Here is an 18,183-nt window from a genome sequence, read left to right on the forward strand (position 1 = left end):
AGGAGTAGGAATTGCTCCGGATCAGTCAAAATTATTACTTTCCTCTCTTATTTTCGTTTTCAAGTATTTTGAGAATTCTGAGATATAGATTTTCTACCCTCTGCGTCTGAACTTCACCAAATGAGGCGTAGTGAGTTAAGCTAGGAGCGCCATTTACTTCAATAATTGTATAATCTACGATTGGTGAGGTTATATCACTAGTAAGAATGTCCACACCTGCTAATCTCAGTTCCATATCTTTTGTAATACTTACTGCTAGTTTTTTAAAATCAGGATGGATAGTTTCTGTAAAGTCTATTGCCTCGCCCCCAGTCGATAAGTTTGCATTATCTAAAAGATAGACAATATTATTCTTAGGGATGGCGCTACTAAAATTTAGCTTCCGTCTTCGCAAGTTTTTTTTAATTCTGTAATCTTCAAAATCTATAATTTCTTTCCTACCCTTTTTGATAAAACTTTCCTGTTTTTGCTGCATGAGTTCTAAAATATTAGATTGACCATCTCCCGTTATAAATAAAGGAATCCTTTGATATGCCGAAACGACTTCATCATCAAGTACCACAATTCTATAGTCATTGCCACTATAAAATCGTTCAACAATAAATCCAGATACTTTTTGCAAGATTTTCTTGGCTACTTGATAGTATTCTTGCTTATTATGAACCTTTGTAACGAATAATCCTTGACTGAGATTAATTGGCTTTATGATTACGGGAAAACCTAACTCTTTAGCATAATAGAATCCTGCATCTATATTCCTAATGTTAGCTATTTCTTCACATAGTTCTTCACTGAAAAATGTTTTTCCTTCAGTCACTTTGTAGCCGAAGCTATTTAAAAAAAAGCTAGAAACACTTTTGTCTTTAGCTATTGCTACTGAACCAGATGAATTAATACTAAATCTGGTAGTCCGAAAAAAAGTTTTATTGCCGTTTTTAAAGGTAATCAGTCCCATAAAGGTGCATTCTGGATCTATTAAAACTACTGCTCCTATTTCCTTTGCTACTTTTTGAATGATTGATGTTACAAATGGTATTTCCATTATTATAACTATAATTTTACCGGAGGAATTTTAACTTTGTTTATAGCAATTAGTCAAGATATTTTTAATTAAAAAATTACACTATATATTGTTCAAAAAGCTATACTGTAAACCTGAAGAAAAATTCCTTTTTTACTGTCTAAATAAATTATTAAGTTTTAAGTACTCTCAAATAACTACAAAATAAAAAACGTAAATGCTCGCAATATAGCTTTACCGTAGGTGTGTAGCTCAACCTAGGCATCGTACTCATCGAAAATTAGAAGTGTGCCCACACCCATTGATCTATATGCACGTTAATGTTCATCCTCAGATTAGTCTTTGATAGTCTTTTTTAAGACATTATTGTTAGTTTTAGCACTGATACTGATTTTACCTGCGTGTATAGATACAAATCATGTAAACCCAATATTTGCCGAACTTTCTGCTTGAGCATTATTGTGTGCTGAAAACAATTGCAAATTAAGGCTTTGAGATTCATAGCTATCTGAAAATAACAACTTAGTTGGTCTAAAATATGGCGCTAAGTGTTGACAACTTATTAATAATCGAATAACAAGGTGGCAGCAGCATAAAAAAAGCGTTGGTGCATTCCTACTTAGAAACTAATTAACGCCTTTCATTAAACTTCATACGGATAACATCATTATGCCAGAAAATACGGATAACCAAGCTTCTAAATCAGACAATCAGGCTATTGCTTATAAAGAACGTCTCAATTCTTGGGCGATCGCTCGTCTAGTTCCTAATACGCAAAGGGAAATTGTTGCTCGCTTCCGTAGCCGTTCTGATGCCGATGGCTATATGCGGCATCTCCCCCAGGAAATACCAAATGCTTCCTACATGGTTGTTTTTGATTGTCAACGCGAAGAAGCTGTGATTTAAAGTACAGGTAATGGTCACTGGTCATTGGTCATTAGTCATTGGTCATTAGTATCCAATGACTAATGACTTCGATTTTCCTACAGCAATTCAAGAAAACCATAGCGTCGCGATCGCGATCGCGGCAGCATGTAGTCAGACAAACGATGTTTTCGTAGCCGTGGGATGATTTAATCCCTTTAACCCTTGCTCTTAATCCGATCGCAAAGAATTCAAAATAGACCTTTTGCAAAAGTCCCTAAGCTGTTCCACATTTAAATTGCATAATTAGGGCGGGCATCTTGCAATTGGTGTCAAGTTAAGAAAAATAGAAACTTGTCAAGTGACTAAAGCTCAGTAGTTAAACTCAACACAAGGGTGTTGAGAATAGCCACGAGTAAGCCACGGAAAAAACAAAGAAATCCAGACTTTCGACATCGGTGCAATGCCTCAACTTCGCTTGACATCTAGGCTGAGGCTTTAACTTGACACCAATGGCATCCTGCCCACTCCACAAGAAATAGTTGGAGATTTTTTTATTTGGAAGTCCTTAATTTTCAGCTATTTTGCTGGGTTAGGGCGATCGCCGCCAGGAGGATGAGGCGGAATACCCAACGCATCTATCAACTGTTGTTCAGTGACACCCAGTTTTGCCGCAGCTGCTTTCAAGTCAGGTCGAGGTGGGCGCTGCTGATTGCGATCGCCTCCGGCGGGCGAAGCGCCAACGCCTGGATTTGGAGGATTAGCAGGGACACCCAACGCATCTTTTAACTGTTGTTCGCTAACTCCTAACTTGGTTGCAGCTGCCTTCAAGTCAGGACGGGGTGGGCGCTGATTGCGATCGCCACCTGGAGGATTAGCAGGAACACCCAACGCATCCTTTAACTGTTGTTCGCTAACTCCTAACTTGGTTGCAGCTGCCTTCAAATCAGGACGGGGTGGGCGCTGATTGCGATCGCCTCCGGTGGGCGAAGCGCCAACGCCTGGATTTGGAGGATTAGCAGGAACACCCAACGCATCTTTTAACTGTTGTTCGCTAACTCCTAGTTTCGCCGCCGCAGCCTTAAAATCAGGCCGGGGAGGTCGCCGTTCTCCGTCTGGTGGTTGGTTGGGTGGTTGTTGGGCCTGTGCAATTTGAGGGAATTGATTAGCAGCATTTGCCTGATTTAGTGAAATAAAACCAAATGTGCCAACTAGAACTGGAATTGCTGTTGCAACTAGTATTCTACGAATATTCATTATTGTTCTCCTAAAGATAGATTGTTTACATTTCTGATTTAACTGAACCAAAATTACAGTTTGCCCTGCTTGTAAATTACAGTTTTGTAATTTTGAGGAAGAAAGGGTGCTGCAATTAACGGTTATTGCGTTCTACACGATTTTGATCCGCGCCCTGATTCTGATTTTGAGGATGTTGGAGAGGACGCTTTTTCTGATTTGGACGGGGTTTAGAATGTCTAACCTGTGGTTTTTTATCAGATATTTGTGGTCTTGGAGACTGTTGAGAAATCTGGGCATTCCGATTGGATGGATTAGCGGCATTTGCCTGATTGGGTGTAACAAAAGCAAATGTACCAATCAAAAAAGGAATTGCTGCTACGGCTAAGACTCGACGAATATTCATAAAAATCAATCTGCAAAAGGTAGGGTGTTCATATTTATGATTAAGCCACCTCAAAATTACAGTCCACTTGCTTTCTAAATTACAGTTTTGTAATTTAAGCACAAAGGTAATGAATCTAGAATGGAACAATATATGAACTAATAAATGCTTGTGAACGTTTTATTTGTTGAAGATGAAGCGAAAATTGCTAATTTCGTCCGGGCTGGACTGAAGGAGCAGGGATTTGTTGTAGACTATTGCGACAACGGTGATGAAGGATATCTGCGGGCATTAGAAAATGAATATGATGTTCTTATCCTCGACATTATGGTGCCAGGAAAGGATGGATTATCAATTCTAAAACTGTTGCGGCGGCAAGGTCGGAATGCTCCGGTAATTTTGTTGACGGCTCGGAATGAACTAGACGATCGCTTAGAAGGGCTAAATTTAGGAGCGGATGACTATATCGCTAAACCGTTTTTTGTCGAAGAGTTAGCGGCTAGAATTCATGCCGTTGTTCGCCGGAGTGTGAGCGATCGCCAAAATCTCCTTAGCGTTGGGTCGATCAAACTCGACCGCATCACCAGAGAAGTCACTTGCGATCGCCAGGCGATAGAACTCACTAGCCGCGAGTTTAATCTTCTAGAGTATCTAATGCGCTCTCCTGGACGGGTTTTCACCCGTACCCAAATTTTGGAGCATGTTTGGGGCTATGACTTTAACCCCAACACCAACGTTGTAGATGTTTGTATCCAGCGAATTCGTAAAAAAATTGACCCCATTGATGAAGCAGTCTGGATTGAAAGCATTCGAGGGGTTGGATATCGGTTTCGTAAACCAGAGTTTGGCTCTGCAAACAATTCGTAATTCGTAATGGGCTACGCCCCGCTACGCTAACGTAATTCGTAATTGTGTTTTGTGAGGAGGATTTAAACCTCGACTAAGATTCAAGCCGTTTATATAAATGGGAGTATCATATCAAATCCAGTAGCATTTGAATGATTAAAAAACCGCAGAGATGCTGATACCAGTTCTGTATGAAGGTGCGCCGAACTATATGAGGAACAAACCGCAAAGGACGCATAGACGCAAAGCGGCTTCCCGCAGGGTAGGGCACAAAGAAAGAAATAAGAAGCAAAGGAAATTTGGCGCAGCTTCACAAAGAAATGGTATGAAGAATAATTCCAATACAAACAGATTTGATATCAATCCTTAATTTAATTACGAATTACGTTAGCGTAGCCCATTACGAATTAGTAATTATGATAAAGCTCCCTTCGTTTCGCCTCCGAATTGCCCTGTTATCTACGGCTCTAGCTGGAACCACATTAGTAGGGTTTGGCGCAGTCTCCTGGTTTCAAATTTACAATGCTAAAATCAGCCGTCTTGATGCAGAACTGTTAAATCACTTGATGCGGGCAACTCCAAACTTGCCACCACGGGGGGAACCTCCCAAAATTCAGAGTAAAGAAAGCCGACCTTCCCGATGGCAATTTTACAAAGATTCATTATCTGATGGCTTCGGAACCAATACAAAAACCCCCATCGCCCTACTGGTGCTTGATGCAAACGGCAACATCCTTTATCAATCTAACTCTCTACCTGCTGACGTTGAGGTGAATCACCTACTGCTTAAGCGTCTTCAGTTGATACCTTTACCACCACCCCCACAGGGAGAACCACCCTCTAATAGAAATCTGTCCGTTGGCCCGCCACCCTTTCTTCGTCCACGCCCACCTCAATTTGTCACTGAGCATACAGCAAAAGCAGCTTGGCGGATTGGGGCAACGAAGTTTCCTAATACTCAAGTTGCCATTGCTGTTAATCTAGAAGCTATCGATCGAGAGATGGCTATCATTCGGAATATTTTTCTGGTTTCAATTCCGGGATCGCTACTGCTGGTTGCAGTCGGTGCATGGTTGGTTTCTGGTGGTGCTTTGCGTCCCGTCCATCAATTAACGGGTGCTATTCAACAAGTGACTGTCAAGGGGCTAGATCAACGAATTCCCATTGGGACAACTGATGTTGAATTTGTCGAGTTGATTCAAGTATTTAACCTGATGCTAGAACGCTTGGAACGCAGTTTTACCCAAGCTTCCCGCTTTAGTGGTGACGCGGCTCATGAACTGAAAACCCCACTGACTATTTTGCAAGGCGAATTGGAACGAACCCTGCAACAGGTCGATCCGGGAAGTGAAGTACAACAGCGCTTAAGTAACCTATTGGATGAGGTGCGCCGCCTGAGTGGAATTATGCGAAAACTCTTGCTGCTATCTCTAGCTGATGCAGGAAAAATGAGCTTGTATCTGGTTGAAGTGGATATGTCTGAGTTGCTAATGGAGATGCTAGAAGATGTAGAAATGCTGGCTCCTCAGTTGAATGTGCAAACTGACTTTAGTGATGGACTGCGCCTACAGGGCGATCGCGATCTTCTGATTCAAGTTTTGCAAAACCTGTTCAGTAATGCTATAAAATACAATCTCGCCAACGGTTGGATAAAGATCCGCGCTCATCAAACTCAAACAACTCTCCATGTTACCATTGCCAATGCATCCAAAGATATTCCAGTGAGCGATGCCTACAGCGCACGCGATCGCGATCGCATTTTTGAGCGCTTCTATCGCGGCGATCCGGCTCGAACCCGCAAGATAGAAGGCATTGGACTGGGACTCAGCCTAGCCCGTGAAATTGCCAGGGCACATCATGGCGACCTCACCCTTGACTCAACAGCTTTTGGTCAAACAGCTTTCACCCTCACCTTACCGATGAAGTGACAGAATTTGGAATCCTTATAAGCTCGGTTTTAGGTTGCAATTCTCACAAATCAAATAGGATTGCTATATATGAAAGAGCAATTTTCAAATGACCATTTACTTTTATAAGGTTTGGCAGCCTTACGGCTGTTTTTCTAACTTTTCTCCCCACGAAATCCACATCCAGGGCACTTACTGGGCAACGGTTGAGCATTATTATCAAGCGCAAAAGTTTGTTGGCAGCAAAGATGCAGCAATTATACCCCTCATCCATACCTCTGCCACGCCAGAAGAAGCTGCCGCCTTAGGAAGATGTACCACTCGCCAACTCCGTCGAGACTGGGATTTGGTCAAAACTCAAATTATGCGAGAAGCTTTACTCAAAAAGTTTCTCACTCATGCTGATATTAGAGAAGTTCTGCTGAAGACTGGTGATGAGCTTTTGGTTGAAAATTCCCCAACCGATTCTTTTTGGGGCTGCGGTGCTAATAAAGCAGGTCTTAACCATCTGGGTAAAACTCTCATGAGTGTTCGTGAAGAAATCCGTAATTTACTATCTTCAAAGGTAATTTACGAATAATTTAATCAAAATAGTTACATTCAACATAAAATCAGCAATTAGAAGGGTAATAAGACATTTCCATTCAAAATTTTGGAGGGAAATAACCAATACTTTAATCTGGTTCTGTTCAAAATTCAACCCAAACAACCCTACTTAAAAAGGAGATAAATAACCTTGTTGTTATTAATAATATCTTGGATTGCAACTATCAAAATTATTGTTACACAAGGCTTATAAGGCTTTTTTTCTAGCTCACTTGACAAATCAGCCATTATTCTATCGATAAAAATTCACAGTATTGAGAATAAAGAACGAATATTTAAGGCTTTGTAATTTGCAATAGCGATCGCTATTGCAAATCTTAACAAACTTCCGGCTAATATATAGCTTTTAAGGTGAAATAATGCATTTTTGGAGAAGCTTCCGGGACAACAATCGGAAAAAATATTTTTAGTTTGAGGCAATGATGAAGATATTATTTAAGTAATAATACTGAAATATTTTAATAGCTGAGAATATAAAATCAATAAAGTGTCAATGATTAAATTTTTCTTTATTGTCTCCTTGAGAGGATGTTTGAAAAGTGACTAATGATGTATCAGGTGGTTTAATATCTCCCTAAATCAGATTTTTAAGGACTACGGATATTAAGCAAAATATCTAATACTTTTCAAATATCCTCCGATCCATTTCAAAAAATATTTGTAACAGATGTATGCTTCTGGCAAAACATTTCTAGCAGGAATTTCTTGAAAATGGAACCAAACTCAAGGCATTGGAAGTTGAAATTTATCGTTAGGGACAAATTATAAGAAAAACTATACTTAAGTCATGGTGTATACAAAGAATGACATCTACTGATAAACCAAACGGGTTACAGCAAAGCTTAGACCAAGAAAGCTTGCTGCACCGGATGATCAAACAGATTAGGCGATCGCTCGATCTTCAAGAAATATTAAAAACTACCGTTACGGAAGTGCGGTTACTTTTACATGCAGATCGAGTCAAGATGTATCGGTTTGATGCCGATGGTAGTGGTGAAGTCATTGCTGAATCTATTTATAACGAACGTCTACCATCGTTATTAGGGTTGCGCTTCCCAGTTCATGATATCCCCGAAGCGTCCAGAGAGATGTTTTTGTTAACGGGGCAACGTTCGATTGTCGATGTCGCAAATGGGAAGATTGGGCTATCGCCTCTACAATCAAAAGAAACTGGCGAACGCCTACAAACTAATATTTTCTATCGACAAGTAGACCCATGTCATATTCAATACTTAAAAGCAATGGGTGTGCAATCTTCTTTAGTCATCCCAATTTTAGATTGCGATCCCCAAGAACAATCGGTAAAGCCGAAATTGTGGGGATTGTTAGTATCTCACCACAGTGAACCGCAAAACATTTTGAAGCGGGAACTAGAAGTATTAGAGCAAGTTGCTGACCAGGTGGCGATCGCGATCGCTCAAAGTAATTTACTCACCACAGCCCTTACTCAGCAAAAGCAAGAAGCTACTATTAACCAAGTGACCACACTCTTGCATAAACTACCAACAGTCCAGCTACAGGGGGCGCTTGAAGAAGTTATTACTGCATTGAGTGGAGTAGGTGGCAGGCTTTACATTGAGAATAGTCGGAAACTATACACTTGGGGCGATCAACCCACACTACCCTACGAATTAGATAACAGCATTATTGAACAGCATCCTACATGGCAAAACTGGATGGCTGAGTGTAAACCAGGTAATATTTGGGCAACTGCTGACCTCTATAAAGAACCGAATTTGCGAGTTTTGGCTTTAGCGTTCCGTTCTACTCAAATTCGCGGACTGATGGTGATTCCTCTACATTATCGGGAACAATTTATCGGTGTATTAACCATTTTTCGCGCTGAATTTGAAACCGAGATATTGTGGGCGGGACGATGTGACGCAAATCGGCGACAACTGTTACCCCAGCTTTCTTTTGAGGTTTGGCGAGAGCAAAAAAAGGGGCAAGCGGCCGAGTGGAAGTTGGAAGACATGATATTGGCACAAGCCTTGTACGATCATTTTTCTATGGCAATTCAACAACAGGAAATGTATAAAGAGGTACAAGTACTGAATGCCAACCTAGAACTGCGGGTGCAAGAACAAACTGCTGAACTAGAAAAATCATTAATACTTACCAAGGTAATCAAGCAAGTCACAGAGCAGATTCGCCGCACGTTGGACTTGCAAACAACCCTGCAAACTATCGTCTGCGAAGTTCGCTCACTGCTAAATTCAGACCGGGTAGTGATTTTTCAACTGAACAGTAAATCGGTAACTGTGGAAGAAATTAATGGTAATTGGCAGTCAGTTTTGGGAGTGAATGCACCATTAGAATGCTTTCCTGATGAGCATACGTATTTATACTCTCAAGGTAGAGTCCGGGCAATTAACAACGTTTCAACAGATTCCTTAACTGATTGTCATCGAGAGTTTTTGCAAAGTCTGCAAATTCAAGCAAACTTAATTGTTCCGATTAATATAGGGATGGAACTATGGGGCTTACTAATTGCCCATGAATGTAATGCTCCCAGAATTTGGCAGGATGCAGAAATTGATTTATTGCAACAGTTAGGAGATCAGGCTGCGATCGCTATTCAACAAGCACAACTCTACGAACAAACCCATACTGCCGAAACGGAAGCCAGAAATCAAGCTGTACAGTTAGGACATACTCTACATAAACTCCAAGAAACACAGACAAGATTGATTCAAACCGAAAAAATGTCCAGCTTAGGACAGTTGGTGGCGGGTATCGCCCACGAAATCAACAACCCTGTTAACTTTATCTACGGTAATCTGTGCCACGCCAGTGACTACATCGAACAACTACTAGAAATTTTACGCCTCTACCAGCTACACTATCCCGATCCTCATAGTGAAATTAATGCTGCTATCGTTTCAATCGATTTTGAGTTTTTGGTAGAAGACCTGCCAAAAATCATTACCTCAATGCAAGTAGGAAGCGATCGCATCCGTTCAATAGTACTGTCGTTACGCAATTTTTCTCGCTTGGATGAGGCTGAAAACAAGCGCGTTGACTTGCATGAAGGCATTGACAACACCTTACTAATTTTACAATATCAGCTAAAAGCAAGTGGTGAATTTCCAGGCATTCAGATAATCAAAGACTATGGCAACATCCCAAAAGTAGAATGTTATGCCGGACAAATGAATCAGGTATTTATGAATATTTTCACCAATGCTATAGATGCTTTAGAAATGGGTAATTCGAGGTCTCCTCTGGAGATTAGGGGCAATAAGGAATGGGGATTAAGAGCGATGGGGAACAAAGAGAATAAGCCATCCCCAATGCCTACTATCCACATTTCCACTAGAGTTTCAGCAGATAACTCTCGGCTATTGATTCGTATTAGTGACAATGGGCCTGGAATGGCTCTAGAGGTCAAAAAGCGGATTTTTGACCCGTTTTATACTACCAAACCTGTGGGTAGGGGTACAGGACTGGGATTGGCGATCAGCTATCAAATTATTGTCGAAAAACATGGTGGAATAATGGAGTGCATTTCAGAACCTGGCAAAGGTACAGAGTTCTGGATTGAAATCCCTGTCAAGCCTCCAGCCAAAATAGATCGCTAAAGATAGTTCAGCGAGTATAAGTTTGGGTTTTGTTGTGTTTAAAGATAAGTCTAATATATGGACTGCTCTTAGTGTAAGATTATACTAGAGTTAAATATTTTAAATAGCGCCTTATGTCAATTATTGCGCTCAGAGCGTGGTATATACAAGATTACGAGCCGATTCCAGAACTAGAAAAACGTCCGCCAGACATTCGCTTAAGCAAAAAAAGCCTGCTGAGATCGGCATTGCGAGCAGACTTTTTAGAAGAAAGCGACGAAGTGAAGAAATCAACTTGGTTTGGGCGCTATCTAGAAGGGGAAAATATTGAATTTTATATTGAAGGTAGCGGTGGCTATTGCGTCGCCAACATTGACTTAATTAGTCATGAAATTTATTTTACCAAACAAGCACTGTTGGCTCAGTTAGAACCAACGATTTTTTTATCCTATCAAACTGAGTATGTCGCAGCGACAAATGCTCTCAGAGAAGAACTGCAAAAAAGTTTGTCTAGTTTAAATTTGCGATCGCGCCTTCCGCTAACATTAGTAGAATCCTCTCGCCCCAGTGGTGCTACTGTTCGGATTAACCGCACGATTATGCGAAAAATTCGGAAGAGTTTGTTATTTATCGCTGACACCACGCCCATCGCTAGTATTGACGGTAAAGAAACCCCGCAACTAATTCCTAGTCCCAATGTCTGTATTGAGATTGGCTATGCCATCCAAAGTAAGCGATCTGAACAGATTCTCCTAGCGCAAATGCAACGTCCAGACTTTGAAGGACAATTTCCCTTCGACTTACCCACACAGCAAATTTTGCAATTCCAAGACACTACAGAACTAAATAAAATCCTCACAGAAACAATTCAAAACCAGCTAGCACGATTCAAATTGTTTTTTTGAGAAATCAGTAATGTCAATCAAAATAAACGAACCGGTTTAGTTTGCAGCTTAGAAGTAATAGAACTCACCCGATCGACCACAGAAATCATGTATTTGTAATCTGGTACTTGTCCATTCGGTACATACCCCACTTCTTGAGCTAAACCTGAAGGCGAATCGCTCATCACTTTACGGATAAACTCTTGACGGTTACGTTCTACATTCGGTCCAATCAATACCACACCTAATGGTACATAATGAGGGTCTTTAAATAGGATGCGGAATTCTGTGGGGGCCAACTGTGAAGCGTAGAGAGACAATTCTGCTTCTGAGACAGCACAAGCGATCGCTTTTCCTTGAGCCACAAATTCCAGTGCGGCTTTGGGTGTGGGTGCAAATAGGATCTCAGCTAGTGTTGTGCCATAAAGATTGTAAAGAGGGAAATAATATCCTGTTGCGGAACCTAACTGACCTAAAGCCAGTGTTTTTCCTTGCAGTTGTTTCAAGTCGGTTATGGGATTGTCTTTGCGAACAACGAAAATTGAGCGCAAATTACTGATCCCTATTAAAGGAAACAGAGGAACATATTGGTGACGTGCGATCGCAATAGCCGCTAAACCCGGTGGAGCAAATACTAATGACCAAGCACGAGCCTGAAGACGCTCAACCGCTCTATTCTCATTAAAAACCGGTTCTAGCTGAATATAGGAGTTTGTTTTTTCACCCAAATAACTGTTAAATTTAGCATATTGATTAATTATCTGTTCGCCTCCACCATAGTTGATTGCACCAACAGTTAACGTGCCCTCAAAGCCGCGTGATTTACAGGCAGCAAATGTAAAACCTAGCAGATTAAACAGAAATAAACGCCGAGAAAATCTCAAAAACATCACTAATTATGGTTAAGTAAGTAACTTGGTTTTCAGGACTAATTTTCGATAAGTTTGACTACTGCCTAACTTAGTTGCATTGCAGTCAAAAGTTAATATTTATTTAAATATTGTTGAGATGCTTTCTAACAGGTATAAATAAATGTTAGACAAACTCAGATACCATCTTCGTTGGTTAGGTTATGTTAAATAACATCACATTAAAAAAATTAAAAATAGGTGCTAAATTTAACTTACTTTTAATATTAGTTTTCATAGTCAGTATTGTGGGAAGTGGCGTTGCCTTATCTAGTGTACTTCAAGGGAGAGCGCAAAATGAAGTAACTTCTCAAGCACAGATTCTCATCCAAATGGTGAACGCGGTTAGAAATTATACACAAAATCGTATAGATCCCTTGTTAGAACCTAGACTAGACACCAACCCAACGTTCATGCCGGAAGTAGTACCAACTTTTTCCTCTAAGGAGGTGTTTGAGAATTTTCGTAAAAAGCCTAAATTTAAAAACTTTTTTCATAAAGATGCGACACTTAATCCGACTAATTTAGCGGATAAAGCTGATAATTTTGAAACTCAACTTGTAGAACGGTTTCGCAGCGACTCCAAAATTCAAGAAATTACAGGCTTTCGTAACTTGTCAGAAGGCGAAGTATTTTATATTGCGCGACCACTGAAGATCGTACAACAGAAATGTCTGCGATGTCATTCTACACCAGATCAAGCTCCTAAAAGTCAGTTGGTAAATTATGGCTCAGAAAATGGTTTTGGCTGGCAACTCAATCAGATTGTTTCTGCTCAAATAATCTCTGTTCCTTCCCAAGAGATTTTTGCCAATGCCAAACGGACTTGGACATTGATAATGGGACTTTTAATTGCCATCTTTGCGCTCGTAGTTTTCTTAATTAACTTCTTAATCAAAAAATATGTAATTCAGCGCATCAGAAAAATAGAGAAAATAGCCCAAAAAGTTAGTATTGGTGATATGAGCGCTGATTTTGAAGAAAGCTCTAATGATGAAATTGGCGGGTTAGCTGAAGCATTTAATCGGATGAAAGCTAGCTTAAAAATAGCTCTGGAGATGCTGAATAATCAGAGCTAATAATTCGTAATTCGTAATTTACGGAAATATAGCGTTTATGGTTTGGATGCAGTACAGTTTTGACCTCTCTCCAACACTAGCGGGGAAGGGATTGGGGTAAGGTATTAGACTCAACTGCAAAACCCTATAAAAGCGCAAGATTTATTGAAGAAGGCAGGAGGCAGAGGGCAGAAGGCAGAAGGAACAATTGGGCGGGGATTCAGACCCCGCCCAATTGTAAGCGCCGTATGACGGCGGGGTTTTAGACCCTTGTTCCCTTTGGTCATAGGCAGAGAACAGGAAGCAGTATTCCCTTCTGCCTCCTGCCCTCTGCCTTTCTTCGATAAATCAGGAAAGTAAGCGCTGCTGAAATTGCAAAGCTTTTTGAGGTTCGGGAATTTGTGATGCTAAAACTTTCACAAATTCTGCACGAGAAATTTGTCCAGAAGACTTAACAGCTTTTTGAACTAGAAACTTAGCTATGGGCCCAATTAAATCAGCCAATTCCCGCTCACACTGATGCACAAAGCTATCGCTGATTGCTTGAGATTCTTGGCTTGGCAAATTATTTGACTTAGTTTCCGATTTAACAGTAAGTTCCTGAAATAGAGTAGGTTTTTCTAGTAGAAACAGAGTTTTCTTCTGAAAATCAATTTGCTGATTTCCTCGAAGATGAAGGGCTAGTTGACTAATTAATTCTTCACAGTTGGGCGCTGATGCCGCAACTTGTCGTAGTAATGTTGAGGCAACGGGGCCGACAAATTCCAAAAGAATTGTTTCCAACCGACTGTAATTTTCCGCAGACAGGATAGAAACAGGCAGATGCCCAATTGAGTTTTGTGGAGAAAGTGAAGCTTGAGGCGGTTGTGTAAAAAATGATGATTTAAGTAATGGTGTTTCTACTTTAGTCTCAAGATACTTAAGCACCTGTAGAACTTCAGCCGCAGACTGATAGCGCTGTTTAAAGTGGTGTAGCACCATCTTAGATAGCACAGATGCCAACTCAGAACTGACATTAGCGTGATGCTGCCAAGAAATTTCACCCGTATCTGAATCTTCCTCAAAGTTTATAGGATGTAACCCCGTCAGTGACTGGATGCCAATAATACCCAAAGAATAAATATCGCTGTTAGGGCGGGGCTTACCTTGCCCCTGTTCTGTAGACATATATCCTGGAGTGCCAATGATAATAGTAGCCCCCGTGCGCCCTGGAACTATAAGCAATTGAGTTTGGACTTGTTTAACTGCGCCAAAGTCAATCAGCACTAGCTTACCGTCTTGTTGCCGCCTGATTATATTGTCTGGTTTGATATCTCGATGGATAACGTTGTGGCTGTGAATAAATTGCAGAATACCCAACACCTGTTGGAGAAGTTGAATTACTTTCTCTTCTGTCCAAGGTTGATTGGGTAAAAGTTCTGCTTTGAGAGTATGCCCTTCGATGAATTCTTGCACCAAGAAGAACTCTTGATTGTCTTCAAAATAGGCTAAAAGCCGAGGGATTTGGTCATGGTTGCCCAGTTGTTCTAGTGTTTCTGCCTCACTACTAAATAGCCGTCTAGCAGTTTCGAGAAATTCAGGGGTACGAGTGACGGGTTTAAGATGTTTGACAACACATTTCGGGAAACCTGGCCGATGGGTATCTTGGGCTATGTAAGTTTGACCGAATCCACCTCCACCTAAGACCTGGAGGACTTGGTAACGTCCATCTAATAATTGTCCTAGCATTGTGTCACTTGCCTAAGTCCTCAAATTCATCTTGGCACAACTACCACCTTTGGCAAGGTTTGTTGAGAAAGAAAGTATTTTGGAATCACCAAACTTTGCAAATGATTTGGGTGAAATAGATTTTGAATTTTGCGAGTCAGTTCATAAAGCAGAGGAGAATTATTAGGGGAATGAATACTGCGATCGCTCGCCGCATCCCCATAGTACATTAGTATTGAGGATTTGATGCCCTATCAATTCTATGACGATCGCCCCAGATACAATTTAATTAATTACCAAGATATTCCCACTGATTTTATTAGATGCTTTTACTCTGGTGTCCACCCTCGATCTGCAACGCTTATCTGGCAAACAATTTAGCTCCAGAACCAGTGATTTGTTTAGCGATCGCACTGATTTTTTGAGTCCATGAATGATCTGGATACCGCAAACAGAAGATTCCACCACTCCCTAATTCAAACATCTCTTCACAAACAGGTAGTATTCCAGCCACAGGGGTTTTGTAGGTATTCTCCACTCGTTTTCCTAACTCTTTAAAATCCAAAGATGGTAGAGCTTTATTAATCACTATTAGCATTTTAGGCACTTCTAACTTCCGAGCAACATCTATCGCTACTGCTGTACCTTGATAATCCTGTTTATCTGGACGGAGAATCACCAGCAGGACATCAGAAAGAATAATCGATAGCAACGTTTCTTCGTTAATGCCAGGATGAGTATCAATCAACAGATAGTCCAGTTTTAAACGACTAACTAGATTATGTAAACCATCATTAAGTCGACGTGCGTCATAGCCTTCGCGCAAGATTCGAGAAATGTCACTCATCTTAATGCTGGAAGGAATTAGATGAACACTCCCCTGGCGACCAAAAAATGTTTGTTTTTGTTTGAGAATGGCGCTAACATCATAAACTGCTTCTTCAATCTGACAGCGACCCCATAAGTAATCGTTCAAGGTATAGCGGATTCGCTCTTGCTCAAGACCAAATAGAACGTGGATTCCTGGAGATTGAATATCTGTATCAACTATCCCAACTCGCTTTCCAGAACGAGCGATTAGGGCAGCAAGATTACTCGTGACGTTTGACTTACCAGTTCCGCCACGGAATGAGTGAATTGAAATAATTTCAGACATAATAAATCCTTAATACTAATTTTTAATTCGTAAATTTTCATGACACTTATGCGTCATAACATAGTTGATAATTATTAATTTGGATTATTTCGTTTGCTTCTGATTACTTTTGCCTCCTCCTGCAACTTTTGGAACGTTTTTGATTCAGCGATTTCTGAAACTTCACGCGCACGTTTGGCTTCATCAACTTCAATCCGCAGTGTATGCAACTCTTGCTTAAATTGTTGTTCGCGGACAGAAATTTCATGTACCATACGTTGAAAAACTCGTCCTAATTGTCCTAACTCATCATGGCGCTGCACAATCGATGTTAGCTTTTCACGCTCGAACTCTTTTGCTTCTTCAACACTAATTTCATTCATACTAAGTTTCTGAGCCAGTTGTGCCATTGGTTTTAGCGGTTGCAGTACATTTCGCTTTAACAAATAATTAATGAGCAAAATCATGATGGCAAAGATAATAATAAATAAGCTAATGAATAGAACAAATGCCCGATGAGCATCATCAAATACTTGCTTAGCAGGAAGATAAATAATTTGTGTGCCTAAAATTTCATTGAGTTTCCACCCAAAGCCATTTTCTGAACCATAACTAGCAATCTGGCTTTTTGGAGCAACTTCAGGAGTGCTATGACAGTGTAAACATGTCGGATTATTGATAGAAAATGGACGAGCGTTATAAAACATTTTCTCGTCATAAGAGTCACGAAACCCGGATATATTTTTCAACCCTGGCTCCTTGCGAAACCGTTCGATAAGTTCCGTTTCAAATACATCTGCTTTATCTCGTAAGTTAGTTGGATTTAGATTGGCATCCTTATATAAAAAATCTTTATAATCTTCGTTTTTCCGAAGATTTTCAAACACTTCTCTGACTGCAAAGCTGGGAATCCTTTCAGGGATAAACGTGGCTTGAGTGTCCATCATCGGTGTCAGAAGAGGATTGATATGCGTATTAGTATAGTTCCTCACTGAGTTCATAGTTTCTGCAATAATTTGGCTACGATAACCGATTTCGGCTTCTGCTTTTTGCTCAAGCGCATGAGATAAAGCAAAACCACTAACTGCGATCGCGCCGATGAACACCAGTAATAGAAGTAAAGTAAATTTAGTTGCTAATTTGAATCTATTAAACATTGTTGCTACTGTTTTGGTTTACAACATTGCTAGAGATTAATAACGATAATTTATTAATTTAGTTAATTTAACGATGGATGTATAATGCTCTCATTTATTTGATTGTTGCATTCATCCTTCCATGTTTAGTCATACTACGATATTGCAGTGAAATACCACACCTGAAAGCAAATCCATGACTTTTGTAGTAACTAGCTGGGTTAGCCTATGACGAAAGTCTTACGTATTGCTCAATACTATATAGCGAAAGTTAGACGACATCTACTTACTTAGCTTAGGTGAAATCCTAGACGTTTTTCAGATGCGGATGAGAGAGTTGAATTCGTATTCTAGAGACATGAAGCGAGGGAAGCGGTAAGCAACTAACCAGCAAATCACTCTCTCTGCTTGATACAACACACATCATAAATTAAGGAAAAAACATCATGTCTGACAACATTAAGCCCGTAGAATTATCTGCTGAAGAATTAGACAACGTTGCTGGTGGCGCTTTTAGCTTTGTAATTGCTGACAACTATAACGCATTGGATCAACAAGCTGGTGGAACCGTTCTTGGTCCTAATGGCGGTATTGGCTCTTCCACCGTTCAACAAACTACTGTATCTCATCAAAGTTTGCAAGAAATCAAAGCAACTGGCTTCTTTCCTCCTACTCTTGAAAGTTAGTAATAGACTAGAAACTCAAATATTGCATTCTGCTTGATACAACACACATCATAAATTAAGGAAAAAACATCATGTCTGACAACATTAAGCCCGTAGAATTATCTGCTGAAGAATTAGACAACGTTGCTGGTGGCGCTTTTAGCTTTGTAATTGCTGACAACTATAACGCATTGGATCAACAAGCTGGTGGAACCGTTCTTGGTCCTAATGGCGGTATTGGCTCTTCCACCGTTCAACAAACTAC

At 40.4% G+C, this 18,183-nt stretch carries 17 protein-coding genes; 9 read left to right on the plus strand and 8 right to left on the minus strand.

The window, feature by feature from the left end; translation table 11 throughout:
- Positions 1 to 34 precede the first annotated feature (34 nt).
- Complete coding sequence (locus V7K42_RS28140) at positions 35 to 1,042, minus strand: cyanophycin synthetase (protein ID WP_334920917.1); 1,008 nt, start codon at positions 1,040 to 1,042, stop codon at positions 35 to 37.
- A 648-nt stretch (positions 1,043 to 1,690) separates the two neighbouring features.
- Here V7K42_RS28140 and V7K42_RS28145 point away from each other — a divergent pair.
- Positions 1,691 to 1,927, plus strand: a complete 237-nt coding sequence (locus V7K42_RS28145; protein ID WP_094342873.1) for a hypothetical protein — start codon at positions 1,691 to 1,693, stop codon at positions 1,925 to 1,927.
- Positions 1,928 to 2,464: 537 nt separating this feature from the next.
- Here V7K42_RS28145 and V7K42_RS28150 read toward each other — a convergent pair.
- Both V7K42_RS28150 and V7K42_RS28155 read right to left on the minus strand, forming a co-directional pair.
- Positions 2,465 to 3,142 carry a hypothetical protein gene (locus V7K42_RS28150; protein WP_334920919.1) on the minus strand — a complete coding sequence of 226 codons (678 nt, stop codon included), beginning with the start codon at positions 3,140 to 3,142 and terminating at the stop codon, positions 2,465 to 2,467.
- A 115-nt stretch (positions 3,143 to 3,257) separates the two neighbouring features.
- Entirely contained in the window at positions 3,258 to 3,527 is a 270-nt protein-coding gene (locus V7K42_RS28155) for a hypothetical protein (protein WP_334920921.1), read from the minus strand.
- Between the two features lie 150 nt (positions 3,528 to 3,677).
- On the opposite strand from V7K42_RS28155, the gene V7K42_RS28160 reads away from it, so the two are divergent.
- From V7K42_RS28160 to V7K42_RS28180, 5 genes are all read left to right on the plus strand, one after another.
- The gene (locus V7K42_RS28160; RefSeq protein WP_334920944.1) at positions 3,678 to 4,373 is read left to right on the plus strand and encodes a response regulator transcription factor; all 696 of its coding nucleotides are present in this window, start codon (positions 3,678 to 3,680) and stop codon (positions 4,371 to 4,373) included.
- A gap of 395 nt (positions 4,374 to 4,768) precedes the next feature.
- Positions 4,769 to 6,280, plus strand: coding sequence for an ATP-binding protein (locus V7K42_RS28165; RefSeq protein ID WP_334920923.1), 1,512 nt, complete (start codon positions 4,769 to 4,771; stop codon positions 6,278 to 6,280).
- 88 nt (positions 6,281 to 6,368) lie between these two features.
- A complete protein-coding gene (locus V7K42_RS28170) occupies positions 6,369 to 6,839 on the plus strand; it encodes an N-glycosidase (RefSeq protein ID WP_334920925.1) in 471 nt (156 codons plus the stop codon).
- Positions 6,840 to 7,668: 829 nt separating this feature from the next.
- On the plus strand, positions 7,669 to 10,446 hold the full coding sequence (locus V7K42_RS28175; RefSeq protein WP_334920927.1) for a GAF domain-containing protein: 2,778 nt from the start codon (positions 7,669 to 7,671) through the stop codon (positions 10,444 to 10,446).
- Positions 10,447 to 10,559: 113 nt separating this feature from the next.
- The gene (locus tag V7K42_RS28180; RefSeq protein ID WP_334920929.1) at positions 10,560 to 11,330 is read left to right on the plus strand and encodes a hypothetical protein; all 771 of its coding nucleotides are present in this window, start codon (positions 10,560 to 10,562) and stop codon (positions 11,328 to 11,330) included.
- A 17-nt stretch (positions 11,331 to 11,347) separates the two neighbouring features.
- Here the strand turns inward: V7K42_RS28180 and V7K42_RS28185 are convergent, their stop codons facing one another.
- A complete protein-coding gene (locus tag V7K42_RS28185) occupies positions 11,348 to 12,199 on the minus strand; it encodes a phosphate/phosphite/phosphonate ABC transporter substrate-binding protein (protein WP_334920931.1) in 852 nt (283 codons plus the stop codon).
- A 182-nt stretch (positions 12,200 to 12,381) separates the two neighbouring features.
- On the opposite strand from V7K42_RS28185, the gene V7K42_RS28190 reads away from it, so the two are divergent.
- On the plus strand, positions 12,382 to 13,296 hold the full coding sequence (locus V7K42_RS28190; RefSeq protein ID WP_334920933.1) for a c-type heme family protein: 915 nt from the start codon (positions 12,382 to 12,384) through the stop codon (positions 13,294 to 13,296).
- Between the two features lie 327 nt (positions 13,297 to 13,623).
- Here the strand turns inward: V7K42_RS28190 and V7K42_RS28195 are convergent, their stop codons facing one another.
- The 4 genes from V7K42_RS28195 to V7K42_RS28210 all read right to left on the minus strand — a co-directional run bounded on the left by V7K42_RS28195 (position 13,624) and on the right by V7K42_RS28210 (position 17,274).
- Positions 13,624 to 15,003 (minus strand): serine/threonine-protein kinase, encoded by a 1,380-nt coding sequence (locus tag V7K42_RS28195; RefSeq protein ID WP_334920935.1) that lies wholly within the window; start codon positions 15,001 to 15,003, stop codon positions 13,624 to 13,626.
- Positions 15,004 to 15,029: 26 nt separating this feature from the next.
- Positions 15,030 to 15,212, minus strand: coding sequence for a hypothetical protein (locus V7K42_RS28200; RefSeq protein ID WP_334920936.1), 183 nt, complete (start codon positions 15,210 to 15,212; stop codon positions 15,030 to 15,032).
- 131 nt (positions 15,213 to 15,343) lie between these two features.
- Positions 15,344 to 16,138, minus strand: coding sequence for a MinD/ParA family ATP-binding protein (locus V7K42_RS28205; RefSeq protein WP_334920938.1), 795 nt, complete (start codon positions 16,136 to 16,138; stop codon positions 15,344 to 15,346).
- A 74-nt stretch (positions 16,139 to 16,212) separates the two neighbouring features.
- Positions 16,213 to 17,274, minus strand: coding sequence for a c-type heme family protein (locus V7K42_RS28210; RefSeq protein WP_334920940.1), 1,062 nt, complete (start codon positions 17,272 to 17,274; stop codon positions 16,213 to 16,215).
- A 425-nt stretch (positions 17,275 to 17,699) separates the two neighbouring features.
- On the opposite strand from V7K42_RS28210, the gene V7K42_RS28215 reads away from it, so the two are divergent.
- Together V7K42_RS28215 and V7K42_RS28220 are read left to right on the plus strand one after the other, a co-directional pair.
- Entirely contained in the window at positions 17,700 to 17,939 is a 240-nt protein-coding gene (locus tag V7K42_RS28215; RefSeq protein WP_334920942.1) for a CTB family bacteriocin, read from the plus strand.
- A gap of 71 nt (positions 17,940 to 18,010) precedes the next feature.
- The coding region (locus tag V7K42_RS28220) for a CTB family bacteriocin (protein WP_334920945.1) at positions 18,011 to 18,183 on the plus strand (173 nt) is incomplete at its 3' end.

The organism is Nostoc sp. (genome assembly GCF_036917455.1).
Classification (GTDB): Bacteria; Cyanobacteriota; Cyanobacteriia; order Cyanobacteriales; family Nostocaceae; genus Nostoc.